At 67.8% G+C, this 12,664-nt stretch carries 11 protein-coding genes and 1 pseudogene; 9 read left to right on the forward strand and 3 right to left on the reverse strand.

Annotated elements, in window-relative coordinates:
* Together Q8M82_RS17820 and Q8M82_RS17825 are read left to right on the forward strand one after the other, a co-directional pair.
* Window positions 1-195 (forward strand): annotated as a pseudogene (locus Q8M82_RS17820) (AI-2E family transporter); the annotation flags it as partial.
* Complete coding sequence (locus tag Q8M82_RS17825; protein ID WP_305692656.1) at window positions 188-880, forward strand: P-loop NTPase family protein; 693 nt, start codon at window positions 188-190, stop codon at window positions 878-880. The pseudogene Q8M82_RS17820 and the gene Q8M82_RS17825, both read left to right, overlap by 8 nt.
* Window positions 881-887: 7 nt before the next feature.
* Here the strand turns inward: Q8M82_RS17825 and Q8M82_RS17830 are convergent, their stop codons facing one another.
* Entirely contained in the window at window positions 888-2,141 is a 1,254-nt protein-coding gene (locus tag Q8M82_RS17830; protein ID WP_305692657.1) for an acyl-CoA desaturase, read from the reverse strand.
* Window positions 2,142-2,386: 245 nt separating this feature from the next.
* On the opposite strand from Q8M82_RS17830, the gene Q8M82_RS17835 reads away from it, so the two are divergent.
* Window positions 2,387-4,582, forward strand: a complete 2,196-nt coding sequence (locus Q8M82_RS17835) for an RNA degradosome polyphosphate kinase (RefSeq protein WP_305692658.1) — start codon at window positions 2,387-2,389, stop codon at window positions 4,580-4,582.
* Window positions 4,518-6,095 carry an exopolyphosphatase gene (ppx, locus tag Q8M82_RS17840; protein WP_305692659.1) on the forward strand — a complete coding sequence of 526 codons (1,578 nt, stop codon included), beginning with the start codon at window positions 4,518-4,520 and terminating at the stop codon, window positions 6,093-6,095. Before Q8M82_RS17835 ends, ppx begins: the two co-directional genes overlap by 65 nt.
* Before the next feature lie 10 nt (window positions 6,096-6,105).
* Here ppx and rnd read toward each other — a convergent pair whose 3' ends face one another.
* A complete protein-coding gene (gene rnd / locus Q8M82_RS17845) occupies window positions 6,106-7,245 on the reverse strand; it encodes a ribonuclease D (RefSeq protein WP_305692660.1) in 1,140 nt (379 codons plus the stop codon).
* 642 nt (window positions 7,246-7,887) lie between these two features.
* On the opposite strand from rnd, the gene aspS reads away from it, so the two are divergent.
* Genes aspS through Q8M82_RS17870 form a run of 5 tightly spaced genes read left to right on the forward strand, consistent with a single transcriptional unit; the run spans window position 7,888 to window position 12,396 of the window.
* Window positions 7,888-9,666, forward strand: a complete 1,779-nt coding sequence (gene aspS / locus Q8M82_RS17850) for an aspartate--tRNA ligase (protein ID WP_305692661.1) — start codon at window positions 7,888-7,890, stop codon at window positions 9,664-9,666.
* A 5-nt stretch (window positions 9,667-9,671) separates the two neighbouring features.
* A complete protein-coding gene (locus Q8M82_RS17855; protein ID WP_305692662.1) occupies window positions 9,672-10,043 on the forward strand; it encodes a hypothetical protein in 372 nt (123 codons plus the stop codon).
* 17 nt (window positions 10,044-10,060) lie between these two features.
* Entirely contained in the window at window positions 10,061-10,360 is a 300-nt protein-coding gene (locus Q8M82_RS17860) for a hypothetical protein (RefSeq protein WP_305692663.1), read from the forward strand.
* A gap of 42 nt (window positions 10,361-10,402) precedes the next feature.
* Complete coding sequence (locus Q8M82_RS17865) at window positions 10,403-11,287, forward strand: glycosyltransferase family 2 protein (RefSeq protein WP_305692664.1); 885 nt, start codon at window positions 10,403-10,405, stop codon at window positions 11,285-11,287.
* Window positions 11,284-12,396 carry an acyltransferase family protein gene (locus tag Q8M82_RS17870; protein WP_305692665.1) on the forward strand — a complete coding sequence of 371 codons (1,113 nt, stop codon included), beginning with the start codon at window positions 11,284-11,286 and terminating at the stop codon, window positions 12,394-12,396. The genes Q8M82_RS17865 and Q8M82_RS17870 overlap by 4 nt, the downstream gene beginning before the upstream one ends.
* On the opposite strand, the gene Q8M82_RS17875 is transcribed toward Q8M82_RS17870, so the two are convergent.
* Window positions 12,311-12,664: LbetaH domain-containing protein (locus tag Q8M82_RS17875; protein WP_465248085.1), on the reverse strand; the 354-nt coding region annotated here is incomplete at its 5' end. The genes Q8M82_RS17870 and Q8M82_RS17875 overlap by 86 nt on opposite strands.

Below are 12,664 nucleotides of genomic sequence, written 5' to 3' on the forward strand. Positions count from 1 at the left end.
TGGCTGATGTTCGCGCTGCTCGCCTTCGGTTCGCTGTTCGGCTTCGTGGGCCTGCTGCTGGCGGTGCCGCTGGCAGCCATCATCGGCGTGCTCTGCCGCTTCGCGCTGAGGCAGTACCTTGCCAGCAACATCTATCACGGCGGCGATGCGACCAAGGCTGCCGTCGTGCAGGCCCGCCTGGACGCCGATGCCTGAGCAGCCCGGCCGCCCGCGCCAGCTCGCGTTCGACCTGCCCGTCGACAGCCGCCACGGCGTCGAGGATTTCCTGATCGGTCCGTCCAACGAGGCGGCCTACGGATTGGTAGAGGCCTGGCCGCACTGGCCCGAGGCCTGGCTGCGGCTCATTGGCCCGGAGGGCGCCGGCAAGACGCATCTCGCCGCCATCTGGGCCAAGCGCGCCCATGCCTGGACCGTGCCGGCCGCGGAGGTGGTGGATGCGAAGGTGCCGCATCTGGTCTCCGGCGGGGCGCTGGTGGTCGAGGATTGCGACGCCGGCCTGAAGGACGAGGCGGCGCTGTTTCACCTGATGAATGCCGTCAAGGCCAGGGGAGGGCACCTCCTGTTGACGGCCCGCAGCGCACCCGACCAATGGGGGCTGCGCGTGCCGGATCTGCTGTCGCGGCTGCGACTGGCGCCGGAGGCCCGGATCGAGCCTCCCGACGATGCGCTGCTGCGCGCCGTCCTGGTCAAGCTCTTCATCGACCGCCAGCTCGTCGTCGACACCGGGATCATCGAGATGCTGGCGCTGCGGATGGAGCGGTCTTTCGCAGCGGCGCGCGCGCTCGTCGATCTGCTCGACAGGCTATCGCTCGAGCGCGGGCGCCGCGTGACACGCCCGCTCGCGACCGAGGCGCTGGAGCGCCTCTACGCCGAGGACTGAGGCCGCCTCAGCCGAGCCGGCGCGGGCCCGTCTCGACGGGGAGGGCGACGAGCCTCGCATGCATCGCCTCGACAAGCAGGTCATGGGCCCGGTTGGCGATGGCGTCGAGAGACGGCGTCTTGACGAACATCGCGGCCGCCTTGGCGTTCAGCTGCTCGCGGCTGGGCAGGACGGGCAGCTGCCAGCTCGAGGCATCCCATTGCGCCCAGGCCTCGGCGGCCTGATTCTGGATCTCCGCGAAACGATCGCCGGCGCGTTCCTGAAGTTCGGCCAGCGCCGCCCGCAACTCGGCGAGCGTCAGGCTCGGCCAATGCAGCTCGGGCAGGGCGGGTGTCGCCGCATAGGCCTCGCGGAAGGCGCTGACCACCCTGTCGACCGGGACGGAGGCCGCCAGCCGCTCGGCCGAGCGCTCGATCACCCGGGGTGGCAGCGCCTGCGAGCGCTCGATCACGGCCTGCGGCGGCTGCTTCAGGTCCCAGACCAGGCGCAGCTTCGAGAGCCCCAGGATGATGTAGTAGGTCGGGTCGATCTGCCACCAGCGGAAGCCCTGGCGGACGCTGTACTGGTAGGCGTGGTGGTTGTTGTGCCAACCTTCGCCCATAGTGATGATCGCCAGCCACCAGTTGTTGCGGCTCTCGTCGCCGGTCACATAGTCCTTGTCGCCATGCACATGGGCGAGCGAGTTGATGCAGAAGGTCGCGTGATAGACCGCAACCGTCGACCAGAAGAATCCGACGAAGAGCCCGGCCCAGCCGTCGATGAGGAAACACAGCACCGCCAGCAGCACGGCCGGCATCAGCTCGAAGCGGTGCAGCCAGCGCAGTTCGGGGAACTTCGTCAGGTCCTGAATTGTCGAATCGTCGAAGACGTGGTGGTCGCGGCTGAAGATCCAGCCGACATGCGAATAGGCGAAGGAGGTCTGCACTGGCGAGTGCACGTCGTGCTCGGTGTCGGCGTAGCGGTGGTGATGCCGGTGCTTCGAGGCCCACCAGAACACGCTCTTCTGCGCCGTCGACTGCGCCAGCAGCGCCAGCAGGAACTGGCCGATTCGGCTCGTCCTGTAGGTTCGATGCGAGAAATAGCGGTGGTAGCCGCCGGTCACCGCGAACATGCGCAGCCAGTAGAGGCCGATCGCGAGCCAGACCGAGGTTGCGGTCACCCCGCTCCAGAGGGCGCCGAAGCAGGCCAGATGCGCGAGAACGAAGGGAATGGCGGATGGATAGACGATGTCGCCATCGTCACGATGGGAAGTGCTGCTCAAAACGGCCTCGGTCGGATCCAGACGGCGCTGATCAGGCCGCCCAGGGCTAGGGAACCCCACCTCGGCACGAAACAGGAGCCGGCCGTGCCTTGCAAGAGGGCCTGGCGACGCAGGCGCATCGGCCGCTCCCCTCCAACCCCAACCGGAAATGACATGGTTGTCATCGAACCGTCACGCTACGGTGGCTCAAGACGGGCAGGGAGACGACCGTGGCCAGAGCAGCGACCGGAACGAGTGCCAAGCGCATGAACACGCAACACAGCGTCATCGAAGCCGCGCCCTCCATTGTCGCCGAGGAGCCGACGCCGCTGCGCGATTCGCCCGCCCGCTTCATGAACCGTGAGCTGTCCTGGCTCCAGTTCAACCGTCGCGTGATGGAGGAGGCCTCCAACCGCAATCACCCCCTGCTGGAGCAACTGCGCTTCCTCTCGATCTCGGCGGCCAATCTCGACGAGTTCTTCATGGTCCGCGTTTCCGGTCTGCGCGAGCAGCTCAAGGCGGGCGTCGTCACGCCCAGCCAGGACGGGCTGACGCCGGCCGCGCAACTCGCCGAACTCGGGAAGGCCGTCGCCGCGCTGACGGGCGACCAGCAGGCGCGCTGGGTCGAGCTGAAGCGGGACCTGCACGAACACCGCATCCATCTGCTCGGGCCGGCCGATATCGGCGCGGCGGAGCGGGTCTGGCTCGAGGATTACTTCCTCAACTACGTCTTCCCGGTGCTGACGCCGCTGGCGATCGATCCCGCCCACCCCTTCCCCTTCATTCCCAATCTCGGCTTCACGCTGGCGCTGGCGCTGGAGCGGGTCAGCGACGGCCGCCAGCTCGATGCGCTGATCCGCGTTCCCATCAAGATGGACCGCTTCATCGAACTGCCCGATCTGGCACGCGAGGATTTGCGGCGCTTCATCACGCTGGAGGACGCGGTCTCGCTGTTCATCGGCAAGCTCTTCCCCGGCTACGACGTCAAGGGCACCGGCTCGTTCCGGATCATCCGCGACACCGATCTCGACGTCGAGGAGGAGGCGGAGGATCTGGTCCGCGTCTTCGAGACCATGCTGAAGCTGCGCCGGCTCGGCGTCGTCATCCGGCTCGAGATCAGCACCGGGATGCCGCCGCATCTGCGCCGCCTGATCATCCGCGAACTCAAGGTCGACGAGGACGAGGTCGTCGAAGTCGAGGGCATGATCGGGCTGAGCGAACTCTCGCAGCTCGTCGGCGTCGACCGGCCGGACCTGAAGTTCAAGCCCTACAATGCCCGTTTCCCGGAGCGCATCCGCGAGCATGGCGGCGACTGCTTCGCCGCCATCCGCCAGAAGGACCTGCTCGTCCACCACCCCTATGAGAGCTTCGACGTCGTCGTCCAGTTCCTGCAGCAGGCGGCCAACGACCCCAACGTCGTCGCAATCAAGCAGACGCTCTACCGCACCTCCTCGAACTCGCCGATCGTCAAGGCGCTGACCGAGGCCGCCGAAGCCGGAAAGTCGGTCACGGCGCTGGTCGAGCTGAAGGCGCGCTTCGACGAGGAGGCGAACATCCGCTGGGCCAAGGAGATGGAGCGGGCCGGCGTGCAGGTCGTCTACGGCTTCATCGAGCTCAAGACCCACGCCAAGCTTTCCCTGGTCGTACGGCGGGAGGCCGGGCAGCTCGTCACCTACTGCCATATCGCGACGGGCAACTACCACCCGATCACCGCGCGCATCTATACGGACGTCTCCTTCTTCACCGCCGATCCGGTGATGTCGCAGGACGTGGCGCGCGTCTTCAATTTCATCACCGGTTACGCCGAGCCGGCCGAGCTGGAGAAGATGTCGGTCTCGCCGGTCGGTCTCAAGCAGCGCCTGCTCGACGACATCGCCGAGGAGATCACCCATGTGAAGGCCGGGCGGAAAGGTGCGATCTGGGGCAAATGCAACTCGCTGGTCGACCCCGAGATCATCGACGCGCTCTATGACGCCAGCCAGGCCGGGGTGGAGATCGATTTCGTCGTGCGCGGCATCTGCTGCCTGCGGCCCGGCGTACCCGGACTGTCGGAGAATATTCGCGTCAAGTCGATCATCGGGCGCTTCCTCGAACACACCCGGGTCTATGCCTTCGGTGCCGGCCATGGGCTACCCTCGGTCAAGGCGAAGCTCTACATCTCCTCGGCCGACCTGATGCCGCGCAATCTCGACCGTCGCGTCGAGGCGCTGACGCCGATTCTGAACCCGACGGTGCACCAGCAGCTGCTGGAGCAGATCATGCTGGCGAACTTCCTCGACAACGAGCAGAGCTGGACGATCTTGCCCGATGGCGGCTCCCGACGCATTGTCCCGGCGCCGAACGAAGAGTCGTTCAACGCGCATAAGTATTTCATGACGAACCCGAGTCTCTCAGGACGTGGCAAATCTCTCTCCAATTCCAGCCCTCGCTCCCTTTCGCGCCGCGGAGGACGCAAGGGCTGACGCCAGGACCGCGCCCGGGCGCCTCGGGCTGGGCGCCGGCACGCTCGCCATCGTCGACATTGGCTCGAACTCGGTCCGCCTGGTCGTCTACGAGATGGTGGCGCGGGCCCCGGCCCAGGTCTTCAACGAGAAGGAGATGGCCGGTCTCGGCCGTCAGGTCGCGACCACGGGACGCCTCGCTGCCGACGCGATCGAGAAGGCGATCGGCGCGCTGGTGCGCTTCCGCATCCTCTGCGAGGCGATGAATGTCGGCGAGATCCGCGTCATCGCCACCGCCGCCGCGCGCTATGCCAGCAACGGCCCGGACTTCATCGCCCGGGCCGAGGCTGCGATCGGCCAGCCGATCGAGCTGATCTCCGGCGACCGGGAAGCGGTGCTCTCGGGCCTGGGCGTTATCTCAGGCTTCGACAACCCTGACGGCGTTGTCGGCGATCTCGGTGGCGGCAGCCTCGAACTCATCCCTGTCTCGCGCGGCGCCGTCGGGCAGGGCGCAAGCGTCCCGCTGGGCGGGCTTGCCCTGCTTGACCGCTCCAAGAACTCGCTCAAGCTCGCCGAGAAAATCGTCAAGGACGAACTCGACAAGCTGCCGCAGATCGACGCGATGAAGGGTCGCGACTTCTATGCCGTCGGCGGCACCTGGCGCGCATTGGCCACGCTCCACCAGCACCAGGTTCGCTACCCGCTGAACGTGATGCATGGCTACACGCTGCCGGCCCGGGACGTCGCCGACTTCGTCAAGCTGGTCGAGAAGGCGGATCTGACCGGGCTGCCGGCAATCGACGCTGTGTCTTCGGCGCGGCGTCCGCTGCTCGCCTATGGCGCACTGGTCCTCGACGAACTGATCAAGCGCGGCAAGCCGCGCGCCGTCATCATCTCGGCGCAGGGCGTGCGCGAGGGACTGCTGCACGAGCAGCTGTCGGAGGAGGAGCGCGCCGCCGACCCGCTGCTGCGCGCCGCCCGCGACTACAACCATCTGCGCGCCCGCGACCCGCGCCACGCCGCCGAACTCATCGCCTGGAGCAGCGCCATGCTCGAGACGGCCGGTCTGCCCGGCGACGATCCCTCGCCGCGACTGATCGAGTCGGTCTGCCTGCTCTCGGATATCGGCTGGCGCGCCCATCCCGACTACAGGGGCGAGCAGAGCATGAACGTCATCGCCCACGCCTATTTCACCGGCATCGACCATGTCGGCCGGGCCTTCCTGGCGCTCGCGATCTTCCATCGCTATGCCGGGCTGAAATCGGATTCACCCGCCGCCAACGCGCTGAGGGCGCTGCTGCCGCCGCCCATTCTGGAGCGCGCGATCCTGCTGGCGGCGATCTTTCGCGTCGCCTATCTGCTCTCGGCCGGAATGGCGGGGCTGCTGCCGCGCATGCCCGCGACCTGCGTCGACGGACGCCTGGTGCTGCGCCTGCCGGAGGATCTAGCGCCGCTCGCCAGCGATCGCGTGATCGGCCGCCTCAAGCAGCTCGCGAAGCTGCTGGGCCGCGACTGGGAGATCGCCCGCCTCTGAACCCGGCGCCTTAGCCGACGACGACGCGACCGCGCTGGATCCGCAAGCCGAGCGTGCCGCTCTTCAGTGCCAGCGCCTTCTCGCCGAAGACGCCGCGCCGCCAGCCCTGCAGAGCGGGCACATCGGCCTCGTCGTCGGAGGCGATGGCTTCGAGGTCGTCGCTTGAGGCGATGATCTTGGGCGCCACCCGCTCGGCCTCGGCCACCGCCTTGAGCAGCACCTTGAGCAGGTCGAGCACGGCGCCGTTGCCGCCGCGGCCGCGCTCGCGCTCGAGCCGAGGCAGGGTCTTGGGATCGAGCGCGAGTCCGCGCTCGATCGCCGCCAGAACCTCGCCGCCCGAGCGCGAACGCTCGAAGCCGTTGGGCACGGAGCGCAGCTCGGCCAGCGCCTCGACCGACCTCGGCGCGCGCGCGACGATGTCCATCAGCGCGTCGTCCTTGAGCACGCGCTGGCGGGGCACGTCGCGGTGCTGCGCCTCGCGCTCGCGCCAGGCCGCCAGCTCCATCAGCACGGCCAGTTCCTTCGGCTTGCGGATGCGGCCCTTCAGGCGCTGCCAGGCGTTCTCGGGCTTCACCTCATAGGTCGCGGGCGAGTTGAGAACCGCCATCTCCTCGGCGACCCAGCCTTCGCGGCCGGTCTGATCGAGGTCGGCCTTGAGCGCGCGGTAGATGTCTCTGAGATGGGTGACGTCGGCCTCGGCATAGACGAGCTGCGCCTCGTTCAGTGGACGCCGCGACCAGTCGGTGAAGCGCGAGGACTTGTCGATGCGCGCCTTGGCGAGGTCGTTGGCGAGCTGCTCATAGCCGACCGAGTCGCCATAGCCGCAGACCATGGCCGCGACCTGCGTGTCGAAGAGCGGGGTGGGCAGCACCCGGCCGAGCATCCAGACGATCTCGAGATCCTGCCGCGCCGCATGGAAGACCTTGACCACGGCCTCGTCGACCATCAGCCCGAAGAAGGGGGCGAGGTCGAGTTCGGGCGCCAGCGGATCGACCAGCACCGCCTCGTCGGGCGAGGCGAGCTGGATCAGGCAGAGCTTGGGATAATAGGTCGTCTCCCGCAGGAACTCGGTATCGACCGTAACGAAGGGGTGGCTGGCGAGGCGCGCGCAGGCGTCGGCGAGGTCGGCCGTGGTCGTGATCAGGTTCATGCTGTCGGCTTAGCGGACGAACCGGTTGGCCGTCGAGTCCATCGCTCGGACGAGCGACCCGCGTGGTGGGTCTGCAGTCGGTTCGCTTCATCGTAAGCAGTCTTGATTCCGCCTTGGTCTACGAGTTACTTTTTTACATAGTCAGCTGGAGGGGGTGATGAAGACTGTAAAATTACGGCTAGCGGCGGTTGTTATGTCGGTCGTCTTTTGTGGACCGGCGATGTCGCAAAGTATTCCATTCAACAACAGTGTCACTCTCAAGGTTGGCCAGAGTATCTTATTAAAAGGCGTGCGAGGCGATAGTTGCGGCGATGCACCTGCGGCTTGGGGTCGAATCGCTGGTGGCCTGCCTCCCTCGACAACTGGGCGGTTTTCGGACGGCGGAGTTGGAACGGTGGAGAGCCGATTCTGCCGCGGATCGACGCCGGCGCGCGGGGTGCGCTTTACGGCCACGAAACCGGGCCAAGAGACTCTGACCATTTACCAGGACCGGATCACGATCACTGTGCAGTAGCCTTCCGGTCGAGGCGCGGATAACGATGATCGAGGCTGCGGCAGATTGAGGATTTCTGCCGCTTTGTCTTGACAAGAGCAGGAGGGGGCGAGACTGACGCGCTCAATTCCTGGCAGACGGACATCTCGATGCATCGCTACCGTTCCCACACCTGCGGCGCCCTTCGCGAGAGCGACATCGGTTCGCAGGCCCGTCTCTCCGGTTGGTGCCACCGCATCCGCGACCATGGCGGCTTGCTCTTCATCGACCTGCGCGACCATTACGGCATGACGCAGGTCGTGATCGACCCGGATTCGCCGGCCTTCGCCACCGCCGAGACGCTGCGCTCGGAATGGGTCGTGCGCATCGACGGCAAGGTCAAGGCGCGGCTCGCCGGCACCGAGAACGCCAACCTCCCGACAGGTGCCGTCGAGGTTTTCGCGACCGACATCGAGGTGCTGGGTGCGGCCGGCGAACTGCCGCTGCCGGTCTTCGGCGATCTCGAATACCCCGAGGACACGCGGCTGAAATACCGCTTCCTCGATCTGCGCCGCGAGAAGCTGCACAACAACATCATGCTGCGCACGAAAGTCATCGACTCGATGCGTCAGCGCATGAAGGTGGCCGGCTTCTCGGAATTCCAGACGCCGATCCTGACCGCCTCCTCGCCGGAGGGCGCGCGCGACTTCCTCGTGCCGAGCCGTCTGCATCCCGGCAAGTTCTACGCGCTGCCGCAGGCGCCGCAGCAGTACAAGCAGCTCCTGATGATGGCGGGCTTCGACCGCTACTTCCAGATCGCGCCCTGTTTTCGCGACGAGGACCCGCGCGCCGACCGCCTGCCGGGCGAGTTCTACCAGCTCGACGTCGAGATGAGCTTCGTCGAGCAGGAGGACGTCTTCGCCACGATGGAGCCGGTGATCGGCGGCATCTTCGAGGAGTTCGGCAACGGCAAGTCGGTGACGACGAACTGGCCGCGCATTCCCTATGCCGAGGCGATCGCGAAATACGGCTCCGACAAGCCGGATCTGCGCAACCCGCTGGTGATGCAGGACGTCTCGGAGCATTTCCGCGGCTCCGGCTTCAAGGTCTTCGCCCGCATCCTCGAGGACGAGAAGAATCGCGTCTGGGCGATTCCCGGACCGAAGGGCGGTAGCCGCGCCTTCTGCGACCGGATGAACTCCTGGGCGCAAGGGGAGGGCCAGCCGGGCCTCGGCTATCTGATGATCAAGGAGGATGGCGAAGGGCAGGGACCGATCGCCAACAACATCGGACCCGAGCGCGTCGCCGCGATCGTCGCCCAGATGGGGCTGCAGCCGGGCGACGCCTGCTTCTTCGCGGCCGGCAACCCCGACAAGTTCTATAAATTCGCCGGCGCCGCCCGCAACAAGGTCGGCCAGGAGCTCGGGCTGATCGACGAGAACGCCTTCGCCTTCGCCTGGATCGTCGATTTTCCGATGTTCGAGTACAATGAGGACGAGAAGAAGGTCGATTTCTCGCACAACCCCTTCTCGATGCCGCAGGGCGGTCTGGAGGCGCTGAAGAGCGAGGATCCGCTCTCGCTCAAGGCCTTCCAGTACGACATCGCCTGCAACGGCTTCGAGCTGGCCTCCGGCGGCATCCGCAACCACAAGCCCGAAGCGATGGTGAAGGCCTTCGAGATCGCCGGCTATGGCGAGGAGACGGTGATCGAGCGTTTTGGGGGCATGTATCGCGCCTTCCAGTACGGTGCTCCGCCCCATGGCGGCATGGCGGCGGGCGTCGACCGCATCATCATGCTGCTGGCCGGCGCCACGAACCTGCGCGAGGTCGCGCTGTTCCCGATGAACCAGCAGGCGGTCGATCTCTTGATGGGAGCGCCGGCGGAAGCTTCGCCGAAGCAGCTTCGCGAGGCGCATCTGCGCATCAACGCGCCCGAGAAGAACGGCTGATCGACATGACCGCTTCCGCTCCGGCGCGCGCGCTCGCGCTCGTCTGCCTCGCGGCGCTGCCGCTCTCGGCCTGCGTCTCCGGCCCGACCAATCCGAGCGCGTCCCGCGCCTCGGAACTGGCGAGCCTGGTCTCGCGCTCGGTCGCCTGCCGCGCCGGGGCGCCGAAGCGCAGCACGCTCGACGGCTTCATCGCGGCCGAGAAGGCCCGCGGCGCCACGCCCGAGCAGCTCGCCTCCGCACGCTCGACTTATGTCACGGTCTCGGAGGCGGAGACGATCAACCAGGGCGTCCAGCCGCGCGCCTGCGATGCCGGGGAGCGGGCGGAGGTCCGCGAGAAGATGACGCGCATCCGCGCCGGTGACTTCAGCGCCCTCTGACCTGCCGCGATCGCGCCATGAGGCTTCCCCCACGGCTCGCCGCCCTGTCGCTGGCGCTCGGTCTCTCCGCCTGCACCACGGCGGGGCCTCCGCCCGGCACGCCGGAATTTGCAGCCGCGCAGGTGTCGCGCGCCTATGATTGCGGCCTGCGGGTCGATCGCGGGCGGCTCGCCAGCCGTATGCCGCAGGACGAGCGGCGGCGCTTCGTGATGGCAAACGCCGCCTTCGCCGTGAAATCCTATAAGGCGCCCCGCGCCTGCGACGCTGCCGAGCGCGCCTCCGTGCAGCGCGACGTCGCGGCGCTGGCCCGGCGCTGAATTCGCTTGCCTCGGATCGGCCATCGCGGCCACAAGGCGCCGATGCCCGCCGGAAGCCAGATCACCGCCATCGTCGTCGCACATGACAGTGCCGAAGTGCTGCCGGCCTGCCTCTCGGCGCTGGCCGCCGAGAGCGTGCCGGCGATCGTGGTCGACAATGCCAGCACCGATGCCAGCGCCGTGATTGCGCGCGACATGGGCGCCACCGTCATCGCGAGCCCGCGCAACGAGGGCTATGGCCGCGCCAATAATCGCGGCGCCGCGGCCAGCACCACGCCCTTCGTCCTGATCATCAACCCGGACGTCGAGATCCGGCCGGGCGCCATCGCGGCCCTGCTCGAAGCCGCGGAGCGCTATCCCGACGCGGCCCTCTTCGCCCCACGCGTCGTCGAACCTTCGGGTCGCATCTTCCTGCAGCCGCGCTCGCTGCTCTCGCCGCCACATCTCAACCGCGACGGGGCAATGGTGATCCCCGAGGGCGATGCCTGCCTGCCCTTCCTTTCGGGCGCCTGCCTGCTGATCCGTCGCGACATCTTTCTGGCGCTCGGCGGCTTCGACCCGGCGATCTTCCTGTTTTACGAGGATGACGATCTCTGCCGGCGCCTGCGCGACGCCGGTCACGCACTGGTCCATGTCCACGCCGCCGAAGCCGGCCACGGGCGAGGGCGCTCGAGCACCTCTTCGGCAGCGCGCCGCTTCAAAGCGCGCTGGCACCTCGCCTGGTCGGAGGGCTATGTCGCCCGCAAATACGGGTTGCCGCCGCCGTCTCCCGCCAGGATCCTCGAAAACCTTGCCAAGGCAGCGGGTTACGGCCTGGTTCTGCAGCGCGGGAAGATGGCGGCCCATGCCGGCTCCGCAGCCGGCGCGCTCGCCTGGTTGGGCGGCCGCTCTGCGCTTGCCCGCGAAGGGCTGGAGGGATTGCGATGAGCAGGTTCCTCGGCGTTGGCGTGGCGCAGGGCCTGGCCGGCCCCCACAACAATTTCGGTCTGCTGCGGCTCGTGCTGGCGCTCGCCGTCGTCGTCTCGCACGCCTTCAGCGTCGCGACCGGCCGCGTCGAGGACGAACCCTGGGCGCAGACCACGGGCTTCACGCTCGGCGAGCATGCGGTCAACGGCTTCTTCGCGATCTCCGGATTCCTCGTGACGATGAGCTATGATCGCCGCGGCTGGCGCGACTATCTCGTCTCGCGCACGCTGCGGATTGCGCCGGGCCTGATTGCCGCGACGCTGGTGGTCGCGCTCGGCCTCGGCACGGCGATGACCCGCCTCGATCTCGGGACCTATCTCGCCGATCCGCAGCTGCGCCGCTTCATCACGGGCACGCTCACCACCTTCAAGAGCGCCTCGGCGCTGCCGGGTGTCTTCGACGAGAACCCGCTGCCCTTTCCGATGGGGACCGTCTGGACGCTGAAATACGAGACCCTTTGCTATCTCGGCGTGCTCGTCGGCGGGCTTTTGGGCCTGCTGGGCCGGCCGAAGCTGGCGCTCGCGGCCGGCGGCCTGCTGCTGGCCGCGACGCTGCTGCGCGAGATCGTCGACCCCGACGGCCGCAAGGGCGTCGAGACGGCGCTGCGCCTGCCGCTGATCTTCCTGGCCGGCGGGCTGATCTACCTGTTCCGGGCCCGTGTGCCCCTGTCGCTGCCGGGGCTGGCGCTGGGGCTCGTCGCGCTCGCCCTGCTGTCGCCGACGCCGCTGTACAAGCCCGCCCTCTATCTGGTCACCGCCTGGGGCGTGCTGGTTCTCGCGCTCGCCCCCGCGATGACCCGCCGGCGCAGCGAGCCGCCCTCCGATCTGTCCTATGGCGTCTATCTCTATGGCTGGCCGATCCAGCAGGCGAGCCACGCCCTGTTCCCCGCGGCGAGCGCCATGACGCTGTTTTGGCCGGGACTGCTCGTCACGCTCGCCATCGCCTGGCTGTCCTGGCACCTGGTCGAGAAGCCGGCGCTCGGGCTCAAGCGCCGGTTGATCGCGGGCGAGCCACCGCCGCCGCGAGATCCGCGACCCGGCCCGACATCAGGAGCGGCAGCAGCCCCGTGACCGCCTCGCGGGGCAGATCCCACCAGCGGCTGGCCATCAGATCGGCCACCTGCGCCTCGTCGAAGCGCATCCGCAGGATGCGTGCCGGATTGCCGCCGACGATCGCGTAGGGCGGCACGTCCCGGGTCACCACAGCCCGCGCCGCCACGACGGCGCCCGTGGCGATCGTCACGCCGGACAGGATCATGCTCTTCGAGCCGAGCCAGACATCATGGCCGATGGTGACGTCGCCCCGGCTCGTGTGGCTGCCGGCGATGCCGGCGGCCTC

This window comes from Allobosea sp. (assembly GCF_030694325.1).
GTDB lineage: Bacteria > Pseudomonadota > Alphaproteobacteria > Rhizobiales > Beijerinckiaceae > Allobosea.

Excerpts from the sequence above, each read along its gene's own strand:
- Q8M82_RS17855 (WP_305692662.1), top strand. The coding sequence starts at position 9,672 with ATGACCGCTTCCGCTCCGGCGCGCGCGCTCGCGCTCGTCTGCCTCGCG.
- rnd (WP_305692660.1), bottom strand. The coding sequence starts at position 7,245 with ATGAACCTGATCACGACCACGGCCGACCTCGCCGACGCCTGCGCGCGC.
- Q8M82_RS17825 (WP_305692656.1), top strand. The coding sequence starts at position 188 with ATGCCTGAGCAGCCCGGCCGCCCGCGCCAGCTCGCGTTCGACCTGCCC.
- Q8M82_RS17835 (WP_305692658.1), top strand. The coding sequence starts at position 2,387 with ATGAACACGCAACACAGCGTCATCGAAGCCGCGCCCTCCATTGTCGCC.
- Q8M82_RS17865 (WP_305692664.1), top strand. The coding sequence starts at position 10,403 with ATGCCCGCCGGAAGCCAGATCACCGCCATCGTCGTCGCACATGACAGT.
- Q8M82_RS17870 (WP_305692665.1), top strand. The coding sequence starts at position 11,284 with ATGAGCAGGTTCCTCGGCGTTGGCGTGGCGCAGGGCCTGGCCGGCCCC.
- Q8M82_RS17860 (WP_305692663.1), top strand. The coding sequence starts at position 10,061 with ATGAGGCTTCCCCCACGGCTCGCCGCCCTGTCGCTGGCGCTCGGTCTC.
- aspS (WP_305692661.1), top strand. The coding sequence starts at position 7,888 with ATGCATCGCTACCGTTCCCACACCTGCGGCGCCCTTCGCGAGAGCGAC.